Below are 21,546 nucleotides of genomic sequence, written 5' to 3'. Positions count from 1 at the left end.
GTCCCCACCCCAACCCCTCCCCTGAAGGGGAGGGGCTATTCAACCAACGTCACGCCTCCTCCCCCACCTTAAGCGTCGCCGCATTCTTGCTTTTTGTGGATTGGTCAGGGGCTCGGGCTGGTGCATTGGCCGGCGTCCAGCTTCACGATCGCGGACACCCGATGGGCTGTGTACGGCGCAGTGCTCACGGCGATCGGTGTGGCCGCACTCTGGTGGTCGCGCCGCTAGAACCTCCTTCTTAAGCCCCTCCCCTTCAGGGGAGGGGTTGGGGGTGGGGCCGTCCAGCAAAGACCAACCTGCGTTTTCGCGGCACGGCCCCACCCCAACCCCTCCCCTGAAAGGGAGGGGCTAATCGGCCAGCGTCACTCCTCTTCCGCCACCTTCAGCGTCGCTGCATTCTTGCTTTTTGTGGATCGGTCAGGGGCTCGGCTGGTGCATTGGCCGGCGTCCAGCTTCATGATCGCGCAGACGCAATGGGCTGTGTACGGTGCGATGCTCGCGGCGATCGGTATCGCCGCGCTGATGGTCGCGCCTCTAATTGCTTCTAAAGCCCCTCCCCTTCAGGGGAGGGGTTGGGGGTGGGGCCGTCCAGCAAAAGCCAACCTGCGTATTCGCGGCACGGCCCCACCCCAACCCCTCCCCTGAAGGGGAGGGGCTTTTTCTGCCCCCTACTCCTCCACCACCGTCAACGTCGACGCATTCTCGCTCTTCTCCGGCCGGATATAAATCGACGACAGCATCGGCTCCGCCGCCTTCAGTGCGGTCTCGATCGTCTCGATCAGCGTCTCCGCCTCCCCCAGCGTCAAAGAATCGCGGAAATCCGCGCTGATCGCCACGAAGATGCTCTGCGGCGCGGTATGGATCGTGCGGACATGGTTCACCGCGGTAATGTCGGGATAGTTGGCAACGATCGCCTCGACCCGCGCGACGATCGCGGAGTCGGCCCCCTCCCCGATCAGCAATCCCTTCGCTTCGCGCGCGAGCAGCGTCGCAACCACGCCGAGAATGACCCCGATGACGATCGACGCGATCCCGTCGATCCGCGGATCGTTGAAGGCATGGCTCGCCCAAACGCCGATCGCGGCGACGACCAGCCCTGCCAGTGCCGCGGAATCCTCGAACAGGACGATGAACCCGGTCGGATCCTTCGACCGGCGCACCGCCTGCCACCATCCGCGCCCCCGGTTCTCGCTCGCGAAACCGCGCATCGCAAGGAACCATGACCCGCCTTCCATCAGGAAGGCGACGCCGAGCACGACATAATTGACCAGCGGGTCCCGCAGCGGCTCGGGTTCCTCGATATGCACCCAGCCTTCGTAGACCGACACGCCCGCGCCGACCCCGAAAATCAGGATCGCGACGACGAAGCTCCAGAAATACAGTTCGCGACCATAGCCGAACGGATGCGCGGTATCGGGCGGCCGCTTCCCGCGGTGCTTGCCGTAGAGCAGCAGGACCTGATTGAGACTGTCGACGACCGAGTGGAACCCCTCGGTCAGCATCGACGACGACCCGGTGATCGCCGACGCGATGAATTTCGCCACGGCAATGCCGAGGTTCGCCGCGAGGGCGGCGAAGATCACCAGATTGGATTCGCCTCGTTTGGCAGCGGACATCGTTTATTATTCCTGTTCCGGCGCCGATCAGACGACCATCGTCGCGCGCGCACGGCCGTAGACGAAGTACACCACCAGACCCAAGGCGTTCCAACCAAGGAATGAGAGCTGCGTCACCACCTGCAGGCTGGTGAAGAGATAGACGCACCCCAGGATCGCGAGCGGCGCGATGATCCAGGCGAGCGGCATCCGGAACGGCCGCCGCGCATCCGGCGACCGTCGCCGCAGCACCAGCACGCACGCCGCCACCGCGACGAACGCGCACAGCGTGCCCGCATTGGCGAGGCTCGCGATCACGTCGATCGGCATCAACGCGGCGATCACCGCGACGAACAGCGCAGTCACCATCGTCACCCGCGCGGGCGTCCCGCGCTTGGAAACGCGCGCCAGCGCGGGCGGCAGGAAACCGTCGCGCGCCATCACCAGGAAGATCCGGCTCTGGCCGTACAGGAAACCGAGCAGCACGGTCGGCAGCGCGATCGCGGCGGCGGCGGCGATGACCGTCGCGATACCGGGCTGACGCAGCTGGACGAGGATCAACGCCAGCGGTTCGGCGCTCTTGCCGAACACGCTGTAATGGACCGCGCCAACCGCGGCGAGCGCGACGACGATGTAGATGATCGTGCAGGCGACCATCGACCCGACGATCCCGATCGCAAGGTCGCGCTCGGGGTTCTTGGTTTCCTCCGCCGCGGTCGAGATCGCGTCGAACCCGTAGAACGCGAAGAAGATGATCGCGGCGGCGCCCATCATCCCGTACTTCACGCCGTCCGCACCCGCGACGCTGCCATAGCCATAAGGCGCGAACGGCGTCAGATTGGCCGCGTCGAAATGCGGCAACGCGACAATGACGAACAGCGTCAGCGTGACGATCTTGAGGATCACCAGCGCACTGTTGATCCGCGCGCTCTCGCGCGTGCCGAGCGAAAGCAACCCCGCGACGACCGCGATGATGAACACTGCGGGCAGGTTGATCCCGAACGAACCCGCGGCGCTGGGGCCGTGCGTCAACACATCGGGCAGGACGATCCCCACGCCCGCCAGGAACCGCACCGCATAACTCGACCAGCCAACCGCGACCGCCGAGACAACGAGCGAATATTCGAGGATCAGGCTCCACCCGACCACCCAGGCGATGATCTCGCCAAGCACCGCATAGCTGTAGGTATACGCACTGCCCGAGGCCGGGATCATCGTCGCCATTTCGGCATAGCACAGCGCCGCGCACGCACAGATCGCGCCCGCGACGACGAAGCTCAACAACACCGCAGGCCCCGCACGGTCCGAAGCGACCCCGATCAGCGTGAGGATGCCGGTTCCGACGATCGCGCCGACGCCAAGCGCGACCAGATGCGGCCAGGACAGCGTTCGTGCGAGCTGGTGTTCGGCGGGCTGTTCCGCGCCGGTCTTGATGATCTTGCGGCGCAACAGACTGGCCATGCTTCCCCCGGGAGTGTCTTATCGTTGAACGCGCGCCTTACCGCGGGATCGCCGCGGGAGGAAAGCCCTGCCGGTGAGACGCGCAAACCGCCCCCCTCTGCGCTTCCCCGGCGAAGGCCGGGGCCCAGTCGCGCGCCGTGCATGGCGGTCGCGGCACGCGATGACATCGACCTTCGCTACTGGGCCCCGGCCTTCGCCGGGGAAGCAACAAGGAAGAGCGGGGCCTGCATGCGCCAGGCAGGCACACGCCTTTCCATTCTTGCTTAGACACCGACAAAGATAGCCTATCCCGCCGCACCACACTAAGCGGGCGCGCATGACAACGACCACTCCCGCCCCGGCCATGCACCGCCATGAATTCGTGGCGTTCGTCGCGGCGCTGATGGCGGTCAACGCGCTCGGCGTCGACCTGATGCTCCCCGCGCTCGCCGACATGGGCCGCGACCTGGCGATCGCGACCGCCAACCACCGGCAGTGGATCATCACCTTCTACATGCTCGGCTTCGGAGTCGGGCAGCTTGCCTATGGCCCCCTCACCGATCGCTACGGACGCAGGCCGATCCTCCTCATCACGCTGCTCGGCTTCGTCGCGGCGAGCATCTTCGCGGCGAGTTCCGCGACCTTCCCCGCGCTGATCGGGGCGCGCATCCTGCAAGGGCTGATGTCGGCGGCGACGCGGGTCCTCGCGGTGGCGATCGTGCGCGACAATTTCTCCGGCCGGACAATGGCGCGGACCCTGTCGGTTGCGCAGATGATCTTCTTCCTCGTGCCGATCCTCGCGCCCAGCCTCGGGCAGATGCTGCTGCTGATCGGGCCGTGGCGCTTCATCTTCTACGCGCTGGCGGCGTTCGCGGCATTCGTGCTCGTCTGGACGTTCGCGCGGTTGCCCGAGAGTCTTCCGGTCGAACGGCGCGTGCCGATCTCGATCGCGACGCTCACCGCTTCCTATCGCCTCACGCTGACCAACCGCTATTCCGCTGGCTATGCGGTCGCGGCGTCGCTGACCTTCGGAGGAATCATCGCGTTCGTCGCATCCTCGCAGCAGATCTTCGTCGAGGAATTCCACGCCGGTGACCGGTTCACCGTGCTGTTCGCGGTGTGCGCCTTCTCGATGGGCTGCGCGTCCTTCGCCAACAGCCGGCTGGTCGAGCGGCTCGGAACGCGGCTGATCTCGCAAGTCGCGGTGTTCGGGCTGATCGGCCTGTCGCTGCTGCATCTCGTGGTGATCGGCGCAGGCGACGAAACGCTGGTGACGTACATGGCGTTTCAGGCGCTGAGCATGACGTGCATCGGACTGTGCGGGTCGAACTTCGGCGCGATGGCGATGGAGCCGGTCGGGCATATCGCGGGGACGGCCTCGTCGGTGCAGGGGTTCATCACCAGCGTCGGCGCGGTGCTGGTCGGGTCCGCGATCGGCCAATCGTACAATGGCACGACCTTCCCGCTCGCGATCGGCTATCTCACGATCGGTGTTGCGGTGCTGGTGCTGATCCTGGTCGTCGAAAACGGCAAGTTGTTTCAGCCGCGCATGCAAGACGAATAGATCATCTCCGGGCAAGTATCGCAAATCGCGGTCAATTCGTCGTCCGATGGGATAATCGTCCGGGCTATACTGATGTAGATCATCAACGTCCGTGGGACCTTTTATCCTACCGCTCGTTAACCGTGCAGGATGGTTTGCTGACAGCGGCAGACCCGATATCCCCAACGGAGATCTACAATGCGCGCATTATGCTGGCACGGCAAAGGTGACGTTCGCGTCGACACCGTAGCAGACCCCGAGATCAAGCATCCGCGCGATGCGATCATCAAGGTAACCGCTTGCGCGATCTGCGGGTCGGACCTGCATCTGCTCGACGGATACCAGCCGACGATGGAATCGGGTGATATTCTCGGCCACGAGAACATGGGCGAAGTCGTAGCCCTCGGCTCCGAAGTGACCAACCTCAAGATCGGCGACCGCGTCGTCGTGCCGTTCACGATCAGCTGTGGCGAATGCTGGTTCTGCAAAAAGGGGCTGTTCTCGGCCTGCTCGACGACCAACCCCAATGCCGAGATGGCGATCAAGGCGATGGGCCATTCGCCCGCCGGCCTGTTCGGCTTCAGCCACATGCTCGGCGGATATTGCGGCGGCCAGGCGGAATATCTGCGCGTGCCGATGGCCGATTTCGGCCCGATCAAGGTGCCCGATAGCGTCACCGACGAACAGGCGCTGTTCCTCTCGGACATCTTCCCGACCGGTTATATGGCGGCGGAAAACGCGCAAATCGAGCCCGGCGACACGGTCGCGATCTGGGGCTGCGGCCCGGTCGGCCAGTTCGCGATCCGCTCGGCGCTGATGCTCGGCGCAGGCCGTGTCATCGCGATCGACGAAGTCCCCGAGCGGCTGCGCATGGCGGAAGCCGGCGGCGCGGAGACGATCGACTTCAGCGAAGTCGAGAACGTCTATGACGAGCTGCAATATCGCACCAAGGGTCGCGGCCCCGACAGCTGCATCGACGCGGTCGGCGCCGAAGCCTCGGGTCACGGCTCGGCGGATGCGGTGCTCGACAAGGCAAAGGCAACGATCGGCCTCGCGACCGACCGCGTCCATGTCCTGCGCGAAGCGATCATGAGCTGCCGGATGGGCGGCACGGTCTCGATCCCGGGCGTCTATGTCGGGATGGGCGACAAGATCCCGATCGGCGCGCTGATGAACAAGGGTCTGACGATCAAGGCGGGCCAGACGCACGTCCAGGCCTATACCAAGCCGCTGCTCGCGCGGATCGAGGCGGGCGACATCGACCCGAGCTTCGTCGTGACGCACCCTGCCTCGCTCGAGGATGCGCCGGAAATGTACAAGAAGTTCCGCGACAAGGAAGACGGCGTGATCAAGGTGGTGATGCGCCCGCACGGCTGAAGTGTGGTCGGGGTGGCGGCGGTGCCGTCACCCCGGCGACGGTGGTGGCCCCTCGACCGTAAACGCGAATGTATGGTTTGGTGTAGAGCGGTCGCGCAGCTTTCGGCCCGGGGCAGTTGAAAGCAGCCGTTCTAATTGCAGTTAGGTAGCGGGAGAGCGCCACTAGTCCTCGGGACTTCATAGACTCGCCACCTTGTGGAGAGTTGCGCGACTGCCTCGTTTGCAAACTTGCCTGCTTCCTCTAAATTACTGCCGTTGAACCCAATCGCCATCTGCCGTGTAGGCAGTCCGAGATTACCTGCGCCAAAGCCGAAATCACTGCCGTATTGAGCTCCGATATTCACGTGAGGATGGGCTACACGGACGTTGTCGTTTCCGATTGCGCGCAACTCGGCCTCGGTAGCACCGCTCCGGTCAGTGAACTCCATGTCGCGTTGCTGGGCTATCACGTCCATGAAGCTTACAAAGTTGGGTACCTCCTGCGGTCCGGCTAAGCAAAGTTGGACCGTTCTGAACGGGCCTTGCCCCTGCGAGCATCCTCCGGGAAGCACGGCCAAGGCGACCAGTGCCATCGTGATTCGAGCAACTGGTGTCATGATAATCCGCTGCTCTCATTGTCCTCTTTTGGGCAGAATGCCCTAAGCATCGAAGGTCCGGAAGTGGGCGAGAGCGGTCGCTCGCTTTCATGGCTTCACCACCAAGCCCGAGCCTATCCCAACCGTCGTCATGCTGAACTAGTTTCAGCATCCACCATGTAGCGGGCACAGACCGGATTTGGTCCGCGGTAGACCCTGAAACGCGTTCAGGGTGACGCTGGGTGAAGGGTTCACAGCCCCCCCCCCCGCTGAAGCAACGACGGTGGTTTGGGGTGACGCCAGCCCCCCCGCCTTGCTATCGGGCGCGCATGACGACCCCCTCCCCGGATTCGCTCCCGCCCGTCACGCTGTTGCGTGGCGCGGCGCTGTTCCTCGATTTCGACGGCACGCTCGTCGAGCTTGCCGCGCGCCCCGAACTGGTCAGCGTCGACGACCGGCTCGCCAGCCTGCTCGACCGGCTCCGGACGAAACTCGACAACCGCGTCGCGATCATCAGCGGCCGATCGGTCGATGGCATTCTTGCCATGTTCGGCCCGCTTCCGATCACGATCGCCGGAAGTCACGGCCTTGAGGTGCAAACGCACGACGGAATGCGTTCGCTGCCGGAACGACCCGCCGCTCTCGATCGTATTCTGAACACAATGAAAGATTTTGCAAAAACAACACCTGGCCTGCTGGTCGAGGAAAAGCCCTTTGGCGCGGCCCTGCACTATCGCGGTGCCCCCGCGATGGAACCGCAAGCGCACGCGCTCGCGCGGACGCTCGCCGATGAAACCGCGCTGCATCTCCAGACGGGCAAGATGATGGTCGAGCTCCGCGTCGGCGGCGGCGACAAGGGGTCGGCGCTGCGACGGCTGATGGCATCGCCACCAATGGCGGGTTTCACACCGGTGTTCCTCGGCGACGACGATACCGACGAGCCCGCAATGGTCGCCGCGACCGACCTCGGCGGTGCAGGCATCCTGATCGGCGCCCCCCGCGATAGCAGCGCACGCTATCGCCTTCCCAATGTCGACGCGACGCTCGCCTGGCTCGAACAGGCTTGCGAGGTGACAGCATGAGTTCGTTGGATCTCTGGCCGATCGGCAATTGCCAGGTCAGCGCGCTCGTCGATCGTGCGGGCAGCTTCGTCTGGGGCTGTGTCCCGCGGATCGACGGCGACCCGCTGTTCTCCGCGCTCCTCGGCGGCGACGAGCCGGAACGCGGCTATTGGGGGATCGCGATCGAGAACAGCGTCTCGGTCGAACAGCATTACATCCGCAACACCCCGATCCTGATCACGCGCCACACCGACACCGCAGGCAATGCGATCGAGGTGATCGATTTCTGCCCGCGCTTCATCAGCAACGGGCGCAGTTATCGCCCGGTGTCCTTCGCGCGCATCATCCGTCCGGTCGCGGGCAGCCCGCGCGTCCGCATCCAGCTTCGCCCGACCTGCGGCTGGGGCGGCACGTGCAACGAGAAGATCGGCGGATCGAACCACATCCGCTTCCTGCTCGAGACGATGGCGCTGCGCCTCAGCACGACCGCGCCGGTCGGCATGATCCAGAACGAGCTTGCGTTCCGGGTCGAGCGTCCACTGCACTTCTTCCTCGGCCCGGACGAGAGTTTCGCGGGCGACCTCGCCGAGACGCTCGACGCGATGCTCGCCAAGACGACATCGCATTGGCAGGAATGGGTCCGCGGCCTCGCGGTCCCGCTCGAATGGCAGGACGTGGTGATCCGCTCGGCGATCACGCTCAAGCTGTGCCAGCATGAGGAAACCGGCGCGATCGTCGCCGCGATGACGACGTCGATCCCCGAACATGCCGGATCGCAGCGCAACTGGGACTATCGCTACTGCTGGGTCCGCGACGCTTATTATACGGTGCAGGCGCTCAACCGGCTCGGCGCGCTCGACGTGCTCGAAGGCTATCTCGGATATCTGCGCAACATCGTCGATGCGGCCGCGGGTGGCCACATCCAGCCGCTATACGGCGTCCTCGGCGAGGCGCAGCTCGAGGAGCGCGAGGAGCCTGCACTGCCCGGCTATCGCGGCATGGGCCCGGTCCGCGTCGGCAACCAGGCGTATGAGCAGATCCAGCACGACGCCTACGGCCAGATCGTCTTGTGCAGCGTCCACGCCTTTTTCGACACCCGCCTCTTCCGCCTCGCGGGGATGGAGGATTTCGAATCGCTCGAACATGTCGGCGAGCGTGCCTGGGCGAATTACGACCAGCCCGACGCCGGCTTGTGGGAGTTGCGCACGCGCCAGAGCGTCCATACCTACTCATCGGCGATGTGCTGGGCGGCCTGCGACCGGCTTGCGAATGCCGCGCACAAGCTCGGGCTGACCGAACGTGCTATTTTGTGGCAAGACCGCGCCAAAACCATCCGCGAACGGATCGAAACCGCTGCCTGGCGGCCTGAAACCAGGCGCATGTCGGCTACTTTTTCGGGTGACGACCTCGATGCGAGCCTGTTGCAGTTGCTCGACCTGCGCTTCCTCGAGCCCGAGGATCCGCGCTTCATCGACACGCTCAACGCCGCCGAAGCGGGTCTGCGGCGCGGGTCGTTCATGCTCCGCTATGCGATCGAGGACGATTTCGGGATGCCCGAAACCGCGTTCAACGTCTGCACCTTCTGGCTGATCGAAGCGCTGCACTTCACCGGCCGCAGCGAGGATGCCCGCGCGTTGTTCGAGGAAATGCTCGCCCGCCGCACCGCTGCGGGTTTGCTGTCCGAGGATATCGAACCGGAAACCGGTGAATTGTGGGGCAATTATCCCCAAACCTATTCGCTCGTCGGCATGATCAATTGTGCCGCCTTGCTGAGCAAACCGTGGAGCTCGATCCGATGACACGGCTGGTTATTATCTCAAATCGCGTTTCCGCCCCCAAGGGGTCGGAATCGGGCGCGCAGGGTGGCCTCGCGGTCGCCCTGCAATCCGCGCTCCGGCAATATCGCGGCGTCTGGTTCGGCTGGTCGGGTGAACGCACCGACCATTTCACCGGCGACATCAACTTCCATCGCAACGATGGCGTGACCACCGCCACGATCGACCTGGAAGACCAGGACATCGATGAATATTACAACGGCTACGCCAACCGCACCTTGTGGCCGTTATTTCACTACCGCGTCGATCTTGCTGAATATGAACGCGATTTTGCGGGCGGCTATCAGCGCGTCAACGAACGGTTTGCCGACACCGTCCAGCCGCTGATCGAGGCCGAAGACGTCGTCTGGATCCAGGATTACCACATGTTCCCGCTTGGCGACGAGTTGCGCAAGCGCGGGTGCGACAACCGGATCGGCTTCTTCCTCCACATTCCGTGGCCGCCGCGTCGGCTGCTGTCGATCCTCCCCGAAGCGCAGGAACTCGTCCGACGTCTGTTCGCCTATGACGTGATCGGTTTCCACACCGAGGAATGGCTCGAGAGCTTCCTCGATTTCGCGCGGCTCGAGATGGGTGCGACGATCGCGGACGGCGTCGTCACGCTCGGCGATCGCAGCGTCCGCGTCCTCGCCTGCCCGATCGGGATCGACGCGCCCGAATTTGCCGAGCAGGCGCGCAGCGTCGTCGCGCGGCTGACCTATCGCCGGATGCGCGACAGCGCGGACGGCCGCGACATGATCGTCGGCGTCGACCGGCTGGACTATTCCAAGGGTCTGGAAGAACGCTTCCTCGGCTACGAACGGTTCCTCGTAGAACACCCCGAAGAGCGCAAGGAAGTGTTCCTGCTGCAGATCGCTCCGCCGTCGCGTGGCGCAGTGGGTAGCTACCAACGCATTCGCAACACACTGGAAAGTCTGTCGGGGCGGATCAACGGTGCCTATGCCGACGTCGATTGGGTGCCGATCCGCTACGTCAACCAGGGTTATGGCCGCGATACGCTCGCCGGCATCTACCGGGCGTCGAAGATCGGGCTGGTCACGCCGCTGCGGGACGGGATGAACCTCGTCGCCAAGGAATATATCGCCGCGCAGGATCCGGAAGATCCAGGCGTGCTGATCCTCTCGCGTTTCGCCGGTGCCGCCGCGCAGCTGACCGAAGCGCTGCTGGTCAACCCGTACAGCGCAGAGGAAATGGCGGACGCGATTCAGAAGGCGTTGCGCATGGACCGCGACGAGCGAATCCGGCGCTGGCGCGCGTGCATGGACTCGATCGAGCAGCAGGATATCAACTGGTGGCGCGAGACGTTCCTGGGGGCGCTGATGGCGACCGATGCGGACACGACGTCCGCCGCCGCCTGACGGGGCGTCAAGATCGCCGGTGGTCTTATGCAGACCACCGGTCGGTTATGCCAAACCCCGCACAAACCGACGCGAAAGCCGCGATGCATGCGACGCGACGCTCTGGTCCTCCGGCAGGGACAAGGCGAACAGCGTCCAGCGCTCCTTCGTCCAGACACGCGGTCCCGGAGTCAGCCGATTGCCGCCCGGTGCGGCGTTCGCACAACGCCACACGCGCGCGTCTCGATGACGCACGCGCAGGGCAAGGGTCAAACGGCCGCGAGCGAGAGGTTGGCGACTGCGATGGACCCTAGCGGCCCCGCTTTGTCGCCGAGCGCAGGTGCTACCACATACGGACCTTTCGCTGGCAACCGCATATAGCCGTTGAGGCTGGCAACAAGCGTTGCCTCGATCCGAGCGAGCAGATGCGGCTGGCCGGTAACGACCCCGCCCCCGATCGCGATCCGGTGCGGCCCAGTCGCGCACACAAGCGTATGACACAGAACGGCGAGCGTATGCACCATCGGCTCCCATACAGGATCGTCGGCGGGAATGTCGGCAGCGGATCGCCCTGCCAGCCGCAATGCCAGCGCCGACCCGGACGCCAGCCCCTCGACGCAATCGTCGTGGAAGCGGCAGAAGCTCGGGACCCGGTCGTCCGGCAAACGCGGGACGCGAATATGCCCAAGTTCGCTGTGCCCGATCCCGCGCGTCGGCAGGCCGTGCACGACGAGGCCTACACCGATCCCGGTCCCCACGGTGACATAGGCGAAGTCGTCCATCCCGACCGCACAACCCCATGCCATTTCGGCAAGCGCAGCGCCGTTGACGTCGGTGTCGAACCCGGTCGGAACGTCGAACGGCGCCGACAAGATGCCGCGAACGTCGGTTCCTGCCCAGCCGGCCTTCGTCGTCGCGCCGATCTGCCCATAGTGGTCCGACCTAGGGTTCAGTTCGATCGGCCCAAACGATGCGATACCGAGCGCTGCAAAGCCATGCGTGTCCCACCAGCTTTGCAGGATCGCTACGATCGCCGGCAGGGTCTCGTCGGGATGAAGGGTGGGGACGGTGGTCTGGTCGAGAACGTCTCCGTCTTCATACCCGAGTGTGCAGACGCACTTGGTTCCCCCAAGCTCGATCCCGACGCGCAGCATATCCGCTTCCGAACGGGCTTCCGTCTCCTGATCCTCCAAAACGGAACTCATGTGCGTCGAATCACTTGCATAGACCATCCCCGTCCAGTGCGTTTGGCGTAGCGCCGAACCTGCTTAGAGATGACTATTAATAATTTAATTTAAGTAATTCAATCATCCAGATGGACGATGGTATTAAATTGGTACCTAACCCGCGTTCTCAACCAACGCAGTCCCAGTGGGGCATCGCCGCGTTCCCCAATGCGGCGCAGCCGTCGGACCAACAGAGACAAACAGTTCATTTTGGCCGGAATCAGCGTGCAAAGGACACGCATTGTCAGCAGGCGCGCCGTTGACGATTCGACCGGAAGATGGACGCAAGCAGTCTCGGTGTTCGGGCAGCGTCGCAAACGCCCCGCGCCGCCAGACGCTAGTTCATCACCGCAGTGTAACGATCTTCGACACGGTTCATTTGGCACGGTAGACCCTTGCAAATGAAGACCGCTCCTACGCCCGGCACCGCGCCTGCCCCGGCATCGACCCGCCGCATCCTGGTCGCCAGCCTGATCGGCACGTCGGTCGAATTCTACGATTTCTATATTTACGCGACCGCCGCGGCGCTCGTGTTCGGGCCGCTGTTCTTCCCCGCCGAAGACCCCGGCGTCCAGTTGCTCGCATCCTATGCAAGCTTCGGTCTCGCGTTCCTTGCGCGCCCCCTCGGCGCGGCGGTGTTCGGGCATTTCGGTGATCGCCTCGGGCGAAAGTCGACGCTGGTCGCATCGCTCATGCTGATGGGCGGATCGACCGTCGCGATCGCGTTCCTGCCGGGATATGCGCAGATTGGCTGGGCCGCGCCGTTGCTGCTGTGCATCCTTCGTTTTGGACAAGGGCTGGGACTTGGCGGCGAATGGGGTGGTGCCTCGCTGCTCGCGGTGGAGAATGCGCCCAAGGGGCATGAAAACCGCTGGGGCATGTTTCCGCCGCTGGGCGCGCCGATCGGGTTCATCGCTGCCAACGGCTTCTTCCTGTTGCTCGGCACGATTCTAAGCGATCAGCAGTTTCGCGACTGGGGCTGGCGCTTGCCGTTCCTGGCGAGTTCGGTGCTCGTCGTCCTCGGCCTCTGGGTGCGCCTCAAGCTGACGGAGACACCCGCGTTCCGCGAAGCCGCCGCACACGATGCGCTGCCGCGCGTCCCGATCGCGACGCTGTTCGGATCGCATCTCCGCGCGACCGTCGCGGGCACGACGGGCGTGGTTGCCTGCTTCGCGCTGTTCTACCTCACCACCGCCTTCGCGCTGAGCTACGGGACGACGACCCTGGGCTATGGCCGCCAGGCCTTCCTGGGGGTGGAGATCGGCGCAATTCTGTTCCTCGCGCTCGGAGTGATCGTCGCCTGTACGTTGGCGGACCGGACGGGGGCGACGCGGATGCTGGGCTGGGGTTTTGTCGGGTGCGTGCTGTCGGGGTTGCTCATGGGGCCGATGCTGGGGTCCGGCTCCTTGTGGATCGTGTTCGTCTGGCTGGCCGCATCGCTGTTTGCGATGGGGTTCGCTTATGGTCCACTCGGGGGATGGCTGCCGTCGCTGTTCGAGCCGGGCGTGCGCTACACGGGCGTTTCGATCACGTTCAACCTGGGTGGCATCATCGGCGGCGCACTGGCGCCGATCGCGGCGCAGGCGCTCGCCGCGCGCGGGGGGCTTGGCCTGGTCGGCGTGTATCTCGTCGCGGCCGGGATCCTCAGCCTTGGCGGACTGATGCTGCTCCGACGACGCTGAAATCGATCGCGATGTTTTCGGTCGCATGAAACGCGTCTGACGGTTAACAACGACCGCACACTCGATCCAGATCAATCATAAATGTCGCGCAAAAAGACGACCGTTACTGAACCACTTAGATGAACAGACGTTCAGCTTGTTCTTCTCTGTGGCAAGGTATTCGATATGCTCGGGACGACATCCGTCGGTACGGACCGGACTTTCTCACTACGACATCCTGATCCGTTCGCGCCGCGATACACCGGCGTAGCTGCGCTTGCCGACGGCGATCAACCGTCGGGCAACGAGCATGACCGTGTCGGTCGCGAACGCCTGCTGGCGAAGATCGCGGACTATCTCGGGGTCGCCCCCCTGACGGCGAAGACACCCGGCGCGGTGCAAGGCGAAAGCATTCTGTTGGTACCGGGCGATACGCTCGATCGATCGCAGCACGACGCGGCGCTCGATACGACGCCGGTTCTGGGCGGGATCGTGCCAGCAGTCTTCGTGGGCACGAAGGCGATCACGCACCCGCTGGTCGATGCCGCGGCGGATCGTCCGATGCTCTGGTCCGACATAATGGCGGACATGATCGGCGATGCCGCGCTATCGGGCTATACCGCGTTCAGTCGTGACGATGCGGCACGAGCGGGACGGCTGCTGCTGGCGAACGGTTCGGTGCGGATCAAGGACGTATGCGGCAAGGCTGGCCTTGGACAAAGCGTCGTCCACGACGAGACCATGCTCGACGCCGCGCTGGCGCTGGAAGATCCCGAGACGCTCGCGCATCATGGCATCGTGCTCGAAGCGAACCTGACCGACGTCGTCACCTACAGCGTAGGGTCGGTACAGCTTGGCGACGACAGTATCAGTTACTGGGGCAGCCAGAATCTCACGACCGATCATCACGGTCGCGAAGTCTATGGCGGGTCGGATCTGTGCGTCGTTCGTGGCGATCTGGACGCGCTCGCGGCGCTTGATCTTCCGCCGTCCCTGGTCCGCGCGATCGAATACGCCGCGATGTTCGACCATGCCGCGCATTGCGCCTATCCGACGGTGAAACTGACGCGTCGCAACTACGATGTGATCGAAGGGACCGACCACATGGGAACCCGCCGGATCGGCGTGCTCGAACAGTCATGGCGCGTGGGCGGTGCCAGCGGTGCGGAAATCGCCGCATTCGAGGCGCTCCGGGCCGAACCAGATACCCACTCGGTCCGCTGCTCGACGGTCGAAGTCTATGACCTGATCACGCCGCCGACCGGTGCGATCGTCTATTATCACGGGACCGACCCGGTGGTAGGGGCGATGACCAAATATGCGGTGCGCCTCGCATGAGCGACCCGAGCAAGGTCGACGAAGGCAAGGTCGCGTTGCAGGTCGGCGGTCAGAAAATCGCCGGGACGTTGCTCAAACCCGAGGCACCGGTGCCGGGCTTCCTGTTCATCCACGGCTGGGGCGGCGATCAGGCGGAGGACCTCGGGCACGCCGAGGAACTGGCACGGCTTGGCTGCATCTGCTTCACCTTCGATCTGCGCGGCCATGCCGACAGCGGCGCCGACAAGGATACGGTGACGCGGCAGGACAGCCTCGACGATGTCCTGGCGGCCTACGATTATCTCGTCGCCCAGCTGATGATCGACCGGTCGGCGGTCGGCGTGGTGGGGACGAGCTACGGCGGATATCTCGCCATGTTGCTGACCGCGTTACGGCCGGTACGGTGGCTCGCGATGCGGGTGCCCGCGTTGTACCCGGACGAACATTGGGACACCCCCAAGGCGATGCTCGATAAGCAAGTCGTGCGTGCCTATCGCCAGCAGCCGCACCAGCCCGGCAACGATCGCGCGCTGGCGGCCTGCACCGAATTCCACGGCGACGTGCTGATCGTCGAATCGGAGAAGGACGAACAGATCCCGCGCGAGGCGTTGCTGTCGATGCAGGCGGCGTTCCGACAGGCCAATTCGCTCAGTCACCGCATCATCCAGGGCGCGACGCACGCGATGCGCGACCCGCAGCATCAGCGGATCTACTCGACGTTGCTGACCGGATGGATCGCGGAAATGGTCCGTGCGAGCCGTCTGACCTATCGTTAGGCCGCCGCCGCAACCGACCGCATCACCACGTCCCGCCAAGCGCGCGGATCAGGTCGGTCGCGGTCTGGAGTTGCCGACTGCGGACATCGAGCAACGCCCGCTCGGCATCGAGCGCCGCGGTTTGCGCGGTCACGACCTCAAGATAGTCCGCCGCACCATCACGATACCGGATCAACGCGAGTTCGCGCGTATGTTCCGCCGCGGCAGCAGCCTGACTTTGTTCGCGTTCCTGCGCGGCGAGGAAGCGCTGGCTCGCCAGATCGTCCTCGACTTCGCGGAATGCGACCAGGACAGTCTGGCGATAGGTAGCGGCCGCTTCGTCGAACTCCCCCCGCGCGACCTGGACGCCGCCACGGCGACGGCCCCCGTCGAGCACCGCCACCGCCGCCGACAGCGGCCCGAGCGCCCAGAAACCGTTCGCCGCGCTGAACAGCGCGCCACTCGCAGCCTCGAACCCGCCGGAAGCCCCCAGGGTAATGCTCGGGAACAGCGCAGCACGCGCGACCCCGATCCGTGCGTTCGCCGCCGCCACCCGGCGCTCTGCCGCAGCGATGTCGGGACGGCGCTCGAGCAAGGCGGAGGGTAGCCCGGCAGGCACCACCGGCGGTTTGGTCTGCGCCTCGACGACCCCGATCGCGAAGCCGGCTGGCGCGTCGCCGACGAGCACCGCGATCGCATGTTCGTCGCGCTGGCGGTCGACCGACACCGCTTCCAGTTCCGCCCGGGCGCTCGACAACAGGTTCTGGGATCGGCTGACGTCGATCCCCGACGCGATCCCGCCGGTGTGCCGCGTGTCGGTCAGCGTGAACGCACGTTGGAATGCATCGACCGTCTGGCGCAACAGCACGATCCGCGCATCGAGCCCGCGCATCTCGAAATAAATGCTCGCGAGTTGCGCCTGCAACCCGAGCCGCACGCCGGCCAGGTCCGCCGCGCTCGCCGCGACGTTCGCGCGCCCCGAACGGATCGAGTTCCGCACGCGCCCGAACAGATCCACCTCATAATCGACCGACGCACCGACCGTGCCCAGCGTGTAGGTCGCTGCGTTGCCAAGCGACAGCGGACGCCCGGCCGAAAGCCGCTGGCGGCTGACGTCGGTCGCCGCGCTGACTTGTGGGATGCGGTCCGCGCGGGCCTGCCGCAGCAATCCCTGCGCCTGATCGTAGCGCGCGACCGCTGCGGCGAGGTCCGCATTACCAGCCTCTATCCGCCCCTCGAGCGCACTCAGCACGGGATCGCCAAACGCCTCCCACCAGCGCCCTGCCGGCGGCACGGCGACGCCGGCATTCTGCCAGCCGGGGACGCCAGCCTCCTTGTACGCGACAGGCGGTGCGACGGCGGGGCGCACATAGTCGGGCGCGACCGAACACGCAGCGGTCGCCAAGAGCGCTGCCGACGCGACCGCCGTGCGCAGCCAAACCTTAACGTGCCGCATGCGCACCACCCGCGCCGCCCCGCGCCACGCTGACCGTGTCGCCGTCGGCCAGCGCATCGGGCGGGTTGTCGATCACCCGGTCGCTGGCCTTGAGCCCGGCGTTGATCTCGACCGTCTCGCCGTGGTCCTGGCCGATCTGGATGCTCTTGAGATGTGCCTTGCCATCCTGCCCGACAAGCGCGACCTGCGTGCCGCGCTGCCCCGTCATCAATGCACTGGCCGGAAGCGTCATCGCGCCGCTCGCCCCCATGACCGGGAAACTCGCCTGTGCGTAACTTCCCGGCTTCAGCGCGCGGTCCTGATTGTCCGCCTGCACTTCCACCAGCACCGTGCCGGATCGCTGGTCAACCGCACCCGCGGTTCGCGTGAGCACCGCATCGAACGTCCGCCCGGCATATTCAGGCAACGTCAGCGCAACGTGCTGACCGGGATGGACCTGCGCGGAATAGGATTGCGGCACGCGCACATAGGCGCGCATCCGGCGGACATCCGATACGGTGAACAACGGCGTCGATGCCGCCGTGCCCGCGGTGACGAGCGCACCGATGTCGGTCGACCGCGTCGTGACGACGCCGCTGAACGGCGCGATCAGCCGCGTGAACCCCTGCGTGAAGCGAAACCGCGAAACGTTGGCGCGCGCCGCATTCGTCACCGCGACCTTGGCCGCGAGGTCGCCGATCTTCTCGTCGGTCTCCTGCTTCGACACCGCGTCCTTGCTCAGCATGGCGCGCCAGCGCGTCGCGGTCGAGGCGGCGAGCTGCTGGTTCGCCTGCGCGGTCTGCAGGTCAGCCTGCGCCGCCGCGAGTTGCTGATCGACCTCGGGTGCGTCGAGCACCGCGAGCGTCTGCCCGGCGCGGACGCTGTCGCCGATGTCGACATACCATTTGCGTACGTAACCGCTCGTCCGCGCGTAGATCGGCGCGGTGTTGAGCGCCTGGAGCGTGGCGGGCAGCGTCAGCGCGGTGCTGCTCCCGGCGGCCTTGGGGTGGATGACCGCGACCGTCGGCGTTGCCTGCGCGCTGGTCCAGCTCGCGAGCTTCTTCTCCGACTGTGACCGCGTCGCGATGCCGGCACCGACGACGCCGACCGCCACCACCGCCGCGACGATACCGACGGTCTTCAGGGACCGACCCTGACCGCGCTCAGACATGCACACTCTCCAAATGCGGGTTCGATGGCGAAGCCGCAGCATTAGCCTTCTTGCGGTGCACCAGACTGAACACCACGGGCACGAACAGCAGCGTCGCGAAGGTCGCCACCAGCAACCCGCCGATCACCGCGCGCCCGAGCGGCGCATTCTGTTCGCCGCCCTCGCCCAGCCCGAGTGCCATCGGCAACATGCCGATGATCATCGCGAGCGCCGTCATCAGCACCGGGCGAAAGCGAGTCATCCCCGCCTCCAGCGCCGCAGCGGTCGCGTCGCCCAGATCCGCGAGCCGCTCGCGCGCGAAGCTGACGACGAGGATCGCGTTCGCGGTCGCCACGCCCATACACATGATCGCGCCGGTCAGCGCGGGGACCGACAGCGTCGTCCCCGTCGCGAACAGCATCCACACGATCCCCGCAAGCGCGCCAGGCAAGGCGGTGATGATCACGAACGGATCGAGCCAGCTCTGGAAATTGACGACGATCAGCAGGTAGATCAGCACGATCGCGCCGAGCAGTCCGAACCCGAGCCCCGAGAACGCCCCGTTCATCGTCGCATATTGCCCCCGCAGCGTGACGGTCGCACCCTTGGGTGCCTGGCCCTTTAACTCCGCTAGGACCTTGTTGATGTCGCCGGCGACCGCACCCAGATCGCGCCCGGCGGGGGTCGCAAAAATATCCGTCACCGGCGCGATGTTATAGTGCGAGACGACGGCCGCGCCGTTGGACCGGACGATCGTCCCGATCCCGCCCAGAACCTGCGAACTGCCGTTGGCACCCGTCACCGGAATGCTCGCAAGGTCGTCCATCGACCCTACGCGATACTCGGGCGCCTGCGCGACGACCGGGTAGGACACGCCATTCTCCGGGCTGAGGAAGAACACCGGCGCGGTCTGCGACGTGCCCGCCAGCGAACTCGCGACGCTGGTCGTGACGTCACGCTCGGTCAGGCCGTATTGGCCGATCCGGCTGCGATCGACCGACACGTTGAGCTGGGGATAGCGCGCGGATTGCTGGATGCGTGCGTCGGCGACGCCGGGGATCGCGGCGATCCGCCGCAGGATCTTGCGCGCATAGGCCTGGTTGGCGGTGGCGTCCTTGCCCGAGATCTGGATGTCGATCGGCGCGGGTGCGCCGAAGTTGAGGATCTGGCTGGTGATGTCGGCGGGCAGGAACGAGAAGGTCGAACCGGGGAAATCGCGCGGCAGGCGCTCGCGCAATTGCCGGACGTAATCCGCGGTCGGCGCGTGCTCTTTCGAGAGCTGGATCAGGATGTCGCCGTCCTGCGGGCCGACCGTGCCAGAGTTGTTGTACGTCGTGTTGATCGAGCTCACCGGCAGCCCGATGTTGTCGACCACCGAGACAAGCTCGTTCGCGGGGATGATCTGGCGAATCCGCCGCTCGATCAGGTCGAACTGCGCCGAGGTTTGCTCGATCCGCGAGCCCACCGGCGCGCGGACGTGGAGCGCCATCTGCCCCGCGTCGACCGCCGGGAAGAAGTTCTGCCCGAGGAACGGCACCAGCAGGAACGAGAGCAATACGACTGCAAGGAACCCGATCACGAACGGCTTGGGGCCTGCGAGCACGCGCTCGAGCATCCCGCCATAACTGAGGCGGAACCGTTCGAAGCGATGCTCGAACCCGCGCTGGAAGCGGACCAGCGGATTGCGCGATGCGGGCGCCCCAGCCTCATGCTCATGCCCCTGCGCGTGGGGTTTCAGCAGATACATCGCCATCGTCGGCACCAGCGTGCGCGACAGGATGAACGACGCGATCATCGCGAACACCACCGCGAGCGCGAGCGGCACGAACAGGAACCCCGCCACGCCCGGCAAGAAGAACATCGGCACGAACACGATACAGATGCACAGCAGTGAAACGAACGCCGGGGTGACGATCTGCGCCGCGCCATCGAGGATCGACTGCGTCACCGACTTGCCCTGTTCGAGATGCCAGTTGATGTTCTCGATCGTCACCGTCGCATCGTCGACGAGGATACCGACTGCGAGGCTCAGCCCGCCCAGTGTCATCGTGTTGAGCGTATTGCCTGTGACCGCCAGCCCGATGATCGCCGCAAGGATCGCGAGCGGGATCGAGATCGCAATGATCACGGTCGAGCGCCACGATCCGAGGAAGAGCAGGATCATCAGCGACGTCAGCGCCGCAGCAATGATGCCTTCCTTGACGACACCCTCGACCGCGGCCTTCACGAACAGCGACTGGTCGCCGATCGGCACGATCTTGAGCGCAGGCGGTAGCGTCTCCTGGATCTTCGGCAGCGTGTCCTTGATCCCCTGCACGATCGCGAGCGTCGAGGTGGCACCGTTCTTGAGGACCGTCATGATCACCGAGCGCGATCCGTCGACATGGACGACGTTGGTCTGCGGCGCGGACCCGTCGCGGACGTGCGCCACGTCGCGCATGTAGATCGTCGCGCCATTGTCGATCTTGACCGGGATGTTGTTGAGTTCCTCGATCGATCCCGGCGCGTTGTTGAGGCGAACGCTGTACTGGAAACCACCGATCTTGGCGAAGCCCGCGGGGTTGATCTGGTTCTGCGCGGCGATCGCGTTGCCGACGTCCTGCGCGGACAGACCCTTCGATTGCAGCGCTTCCGGATCGAGATCGATCTGGATCTGGCGCGTCCGTCCCCCCGACGGATACGGGATCGCAGCGCCCGGCACCGTGACCAGCCCCGGCCGGACCTGATTGACCGCAAGATCGAACATCGTGCCTTCGGACAGCCCCACCCCCGACAGCGCGAGCTGGACGATCGGCACCGTCGACGCGCTGTAATTGAGCACCAGTGGCGGGGTGACGCCTGGCGGCAACTGCTTGAGCACCGTTTGCGAAACGGACGTGACCTGCGCGGTCGCGGTGCGGACGTCGGCGCCCGGCTGGAAATAGATCTTCACCACCCCGATCCCGGGGAGCGACTGGCTTTCGATATGATCGATGTCGTTGACCGTCGTGGTCAGCACGCGTTCGAACGGGGTGATGATGCGCCCCGACATCTCATCGGGGGAAAGACCGCTATACTGCCAGGCGGTCGCGATCACGGGCACGCGAATGTCGGGGAAGATGTCGACCGGGGTCCGCACCGCCGCAAGGATGCCGACGACCGCGATCAGGATCGCCATCACGATGAAGGTCAGCGGGCGTGCCAACGCGACGCGAACGATCCCGATCATGCGGTGCCTCTATCGTGGATCTGGCCCGCAA

General features: G+C 65.2%; 14 protein-coding genes. 8 read left to right on the top strand and 6 right to left on the bottom strand.

Going from position 1 to position 21,546, the window contains the following annotated elements:
* Positions 1–668: 668 nt before the first annotated feature.
* A complete protein-coding gene (locus tag ABIC17_RS07050; protein WP_354280380.1) occupies positions 669–1,616 on the bottom strand; it encodes a cation diffusion facilitator family transporter in 948 nt (315 codons plus the stop codon).
* A gap of 27 nt (positions 1,617–1,643) precedes the next feature.
* On the bottom strand, positions 1,644–3,056 hold the full coding sequence (locus tag ABIC17_RS07045; RefSeq protein WP_354280378.1) for an amino acid permease: 1,413 nt from the start codon (positions 3,054–3,056) through the stop codon (positions 1,644–1,646).
* Between the two features lie 343 nt (positions 3,057–3,399).
* Here ABIC17_RS07045 and ABIC17_RS07040 point away from each other — a divergent pair, with 343 nt between their 5' ends.
* From ABIC17_RS07040 to otsA, 5 genes are all read left to right on the top strand, one after another.
* Entirely contained in the window at positions 3,400–4,599 is a 1,200-nt protein-coding gene (locus ABIC17_RS07040) for a multidrug effflux MFS transporter (protein ID WP_354280610.1), read from the top strand.
* A gap of 177 nt (positions 4,600–4,776) precedes the next feature.
* The gene (locus ABIC17_RS07035; RefSeq protein WP_354280376.1) at positions 4,777–5,955 is read left to right on the top strand and encodes a zinc-dependent alcohol dehydrogenase; all 1,179 of its coding nucleotides are present in this window, start codon (positions 4,777–4,779) and stop codon (positions 5,953–5,955) included.
* A 904-nt stretch (positions 5,956–6,859) separates the two neighbouring features.
* Entirely contained in the window at positions 6,860–7,612 is a 753-nt protein-coding gene (gene otsB, locus ABIC17_RS07030; RefSeq protein ID WP_354280374.1) for a trehalose-phosphatase, read from the top strand.
* The gene (locus ABIC17_RS07025) at positions 7,609–9,390 is read left to right on the top strand and encodes a glycoside hydrolase family 15 protein (protein ID WP_354280372.1); all 1,782 of its coding nucleotides are present in this window, start codon (positions 7,609–7,611) and stop codon (positions 9,388–9,390) included. The genes otsB and ABIC17_RS07025 overlap by 4 nt, the downstream gene beginning before the upstream one ends.
* Complete coding sequence (otsA, locus tag ABIC17_RS07020; RefSeq protein WP_354280370.1) at positions 9,387–10,784, top strand: alpha,alpha-trehalose-phosphate synthase (UDP-forming); 1,398 nt, start codon at positions 9,387–9,389, stop codon at positions 10,782–10,784. Before ABIC17_RS07025 ends, otsA begins: the two co-directional genes overlap by 4 nt.
* Before the next feature lie 248 nt (positions 10,785–11,032).
* On the opposite strand, the gene ABIC17_RS07015 is transcribed toward otsA, so the two are convergent.
* Complete coding sequence (locus ABIC17_RS07015; RefSeq protein WP_502958419.1) at positions 11,033–11,968, bottom strand: ROK family protein; 936 nt, start codon at positions 11,966–11,968, stop codon at positions 11,033–11,035.
* A 422-nt stretch (positions 11,969–12,390) separates the two neighbouring features.
* Between ABIC17_RS07015 and ABIC17_RS07010 the strand changes: the two genes are divergently transcribed.
* From ABIC17_RS07010 to ABIC17_RS07000, 3 genes are all read left to right on the top strand, one after another.
* Positions 12,391–13,671: an MFS transporter gene (locus tag ABIC17_RS07010; protein WP_354280368.1), complete on the top strand. Its 1,281-nt coding sequence runs from the start codon at positions 12,391–12,393 to the stop codon at positions 13,669–13,671.
* A 165-nt stretch (positions 13,672–13,836) separates the two neighbouring features.
* Positions 13,837–14,988, top strand: a complete 1,152-nt coding sequence (locus ABIC17_RS07005) for a DUF3182 family protein (protein ID WP_354280366.1) — start codon at positions 13,837–13,839, stop codon at positions 14,986–14,988.
* Positions 14,985–15,743, top strand: coding sequence for an alpha/beta hydrolase family protein (locus tag ABIC17_RS07000; protein WP_354280364.1), 759 nt, complete (start codon positions 14,985–14,987; stop codon positions 15,741–15,743). Before ABIC17_RS07005 ends, ABIC17_RS07000 begins: the two co-directional genes overlap by 4 nt.
* A gap of 22 nt (positions 15,744–15,765) precedes the next feature.
* On the opposite strand, the gene ABIC17_RS06995 is transcribed toward ABIC17_RS07000, so the two are convergent.
* The 3 genes from ABIC17_RS06995 to ABIC17_RS06985 are packed head-to-tail and all read right to left on the bottom strand — an operon-like array spanning position 15,766 to position 21,515.
* Entirely contained in the window at positions 15,766–17,178 is a 1,413-nt protein-coding gene (locus tag ABIC17_RS06995; protein ID WP_354280362.1) for an efflux transporter outer membrane subunit, read from the bottom strand.
* Positions 17,165–18,328: an efflux RND transporter periplasmic adaptor subunit gene (locus tag ABIC17_RS06990; RefSeq protein WP_354280360.1), complete on the bottom strand. Its 1,164-nt coding sequence runs from the start codon at positions 18,326–18,328 to the stop codon at positions 17,165–17,167. Before ABIC17_RS06990 ends, ABIC17_RS06995 begins: the two co-directional genes overlap by 14 nt.
* Positions 18,321–21,515, bottom strand: coding sequence for an efflux RND transporter permease subunit (locus ABIC17_RS06985; protein WP_354280358.1), 3,195 nt, complete (start codon positions 21,513–21,515; stop codon positions 18,321–18,323). Before ABIC17_RS06985 ends, ABIC17_RS06990 begins: the two co-directional genes overlap by 8 nt.
* Between the last annotated feature and the right edge of the window lie 31 nt (positions 21,516–21,546).

The sequence above is a fragment of the Sphingomonas sp. PvP056 genome (assembly GCF_040549155.1).
Classification (GTDB): Bacteria; Pseudomonadota; Alphaproteobacteria; order Sphingomonadales; family Sphingomonadaceae; genus Sphingomonas.
This window is presented reverse-complemented; position numbering and strand designations above follow the sequence as displayed.

Coding starts and splice junctions, on each gene's coding strand:
- ABIC17_RS07040 (WP_354280610.1), top strand. CDS start 3,400: ATGCACCGCCATGAATTCGTGGCGTTCGTCGCGGCGCTGATGGCGGTC.
- ABIC17_RS07050 (WP_354280380.1), bottom strand. CDS start 1,616: ATGTCCGCTGCCAAACGAGGCGAATCCAATCTGGTGATCTTCGCCGCC.
- ABIC17_RS07005 (WP_354280366.1), top strand. CDS start 13,837: ATGCTCGGGACGACATCCGTCGGTACGGACCGGACTTTCTCACTACGA.
- ABIC17_RS07000 (WP_354280364.1), top strand. CDS start 14,985: ATGAGCGACCCGAGCAAGGTCGACGAAGGCAAGGTCGCGTTGCAGGTC.
- ABIC17_RS07035 (WP_354280376.1), top strand. CDS start 4,777: ATGCGCGCATTATGCTGGCACGGCAAAGGTGACGTTCGCGTCGACACC.
- ABIC17_RS07010 (WP_354280368.1), top strand. CDS start 12,391: ATGAAGACCGCTCCTACGCCCGGCACCGCGCCTGCCCCGGCATCGACC.
- ABIC17_RS06990 (WP_354280360.1), bottom strand. CDS start 18,328: ATGTCTGAGCGCGGTCAGGGTCGGTCCCTGAAGACCGTCGGTATCGTC.
- ABIC17_RS07025 (WP_354280372.1), top strand. CDS start 7,609: ATGAGTTCGTTGGATCTCTGGCCGATCGGCAATTGCCAGGTCAGCGCG.
- ABIC17_RS07045 (WP_354280378.1), bottom strand. CDS start 3,056: ATGGCCAGTCTGTTGCGCCGCAAGATCATCAAGACCGGCGCGGAACAG.
- otsB (WP_354280374.1), top strand. CDS start 6,860: ATGACGACCCCCTCCCCGGATTCGCTCCCGCCCGTCACGCTGTTGCGT.
- ABIC17_RS06985 (WP_354280358.1), bottom strand. CDS start 21,515: ATGATCGGGATCGTTCGCGTCGCGTTGGCACGCCCGCTGACCTTCATC.
- ABIC17_RS06995 (WP_354280362.1), bottom strand. CDS start 17,178: ATGCGGCACGTTAAGGTTTGGCTGCGCACGGCGGTCGCGTCGGCAGCG.
- otsA (WP_354280370.1), top strand. CDS start 9,387: ATGACACGGCTGGTTATTATCTCAAATCGCGTTTCCGCCCCCAAGGGG.
- ABIC17_RS07015 (WP_502958419.1), bottom strand. CDS start 11,968: ATGAGTTCCGTTTTGGAGGATCAGGAGACGGAAGCCCGTTCGGAAGCG.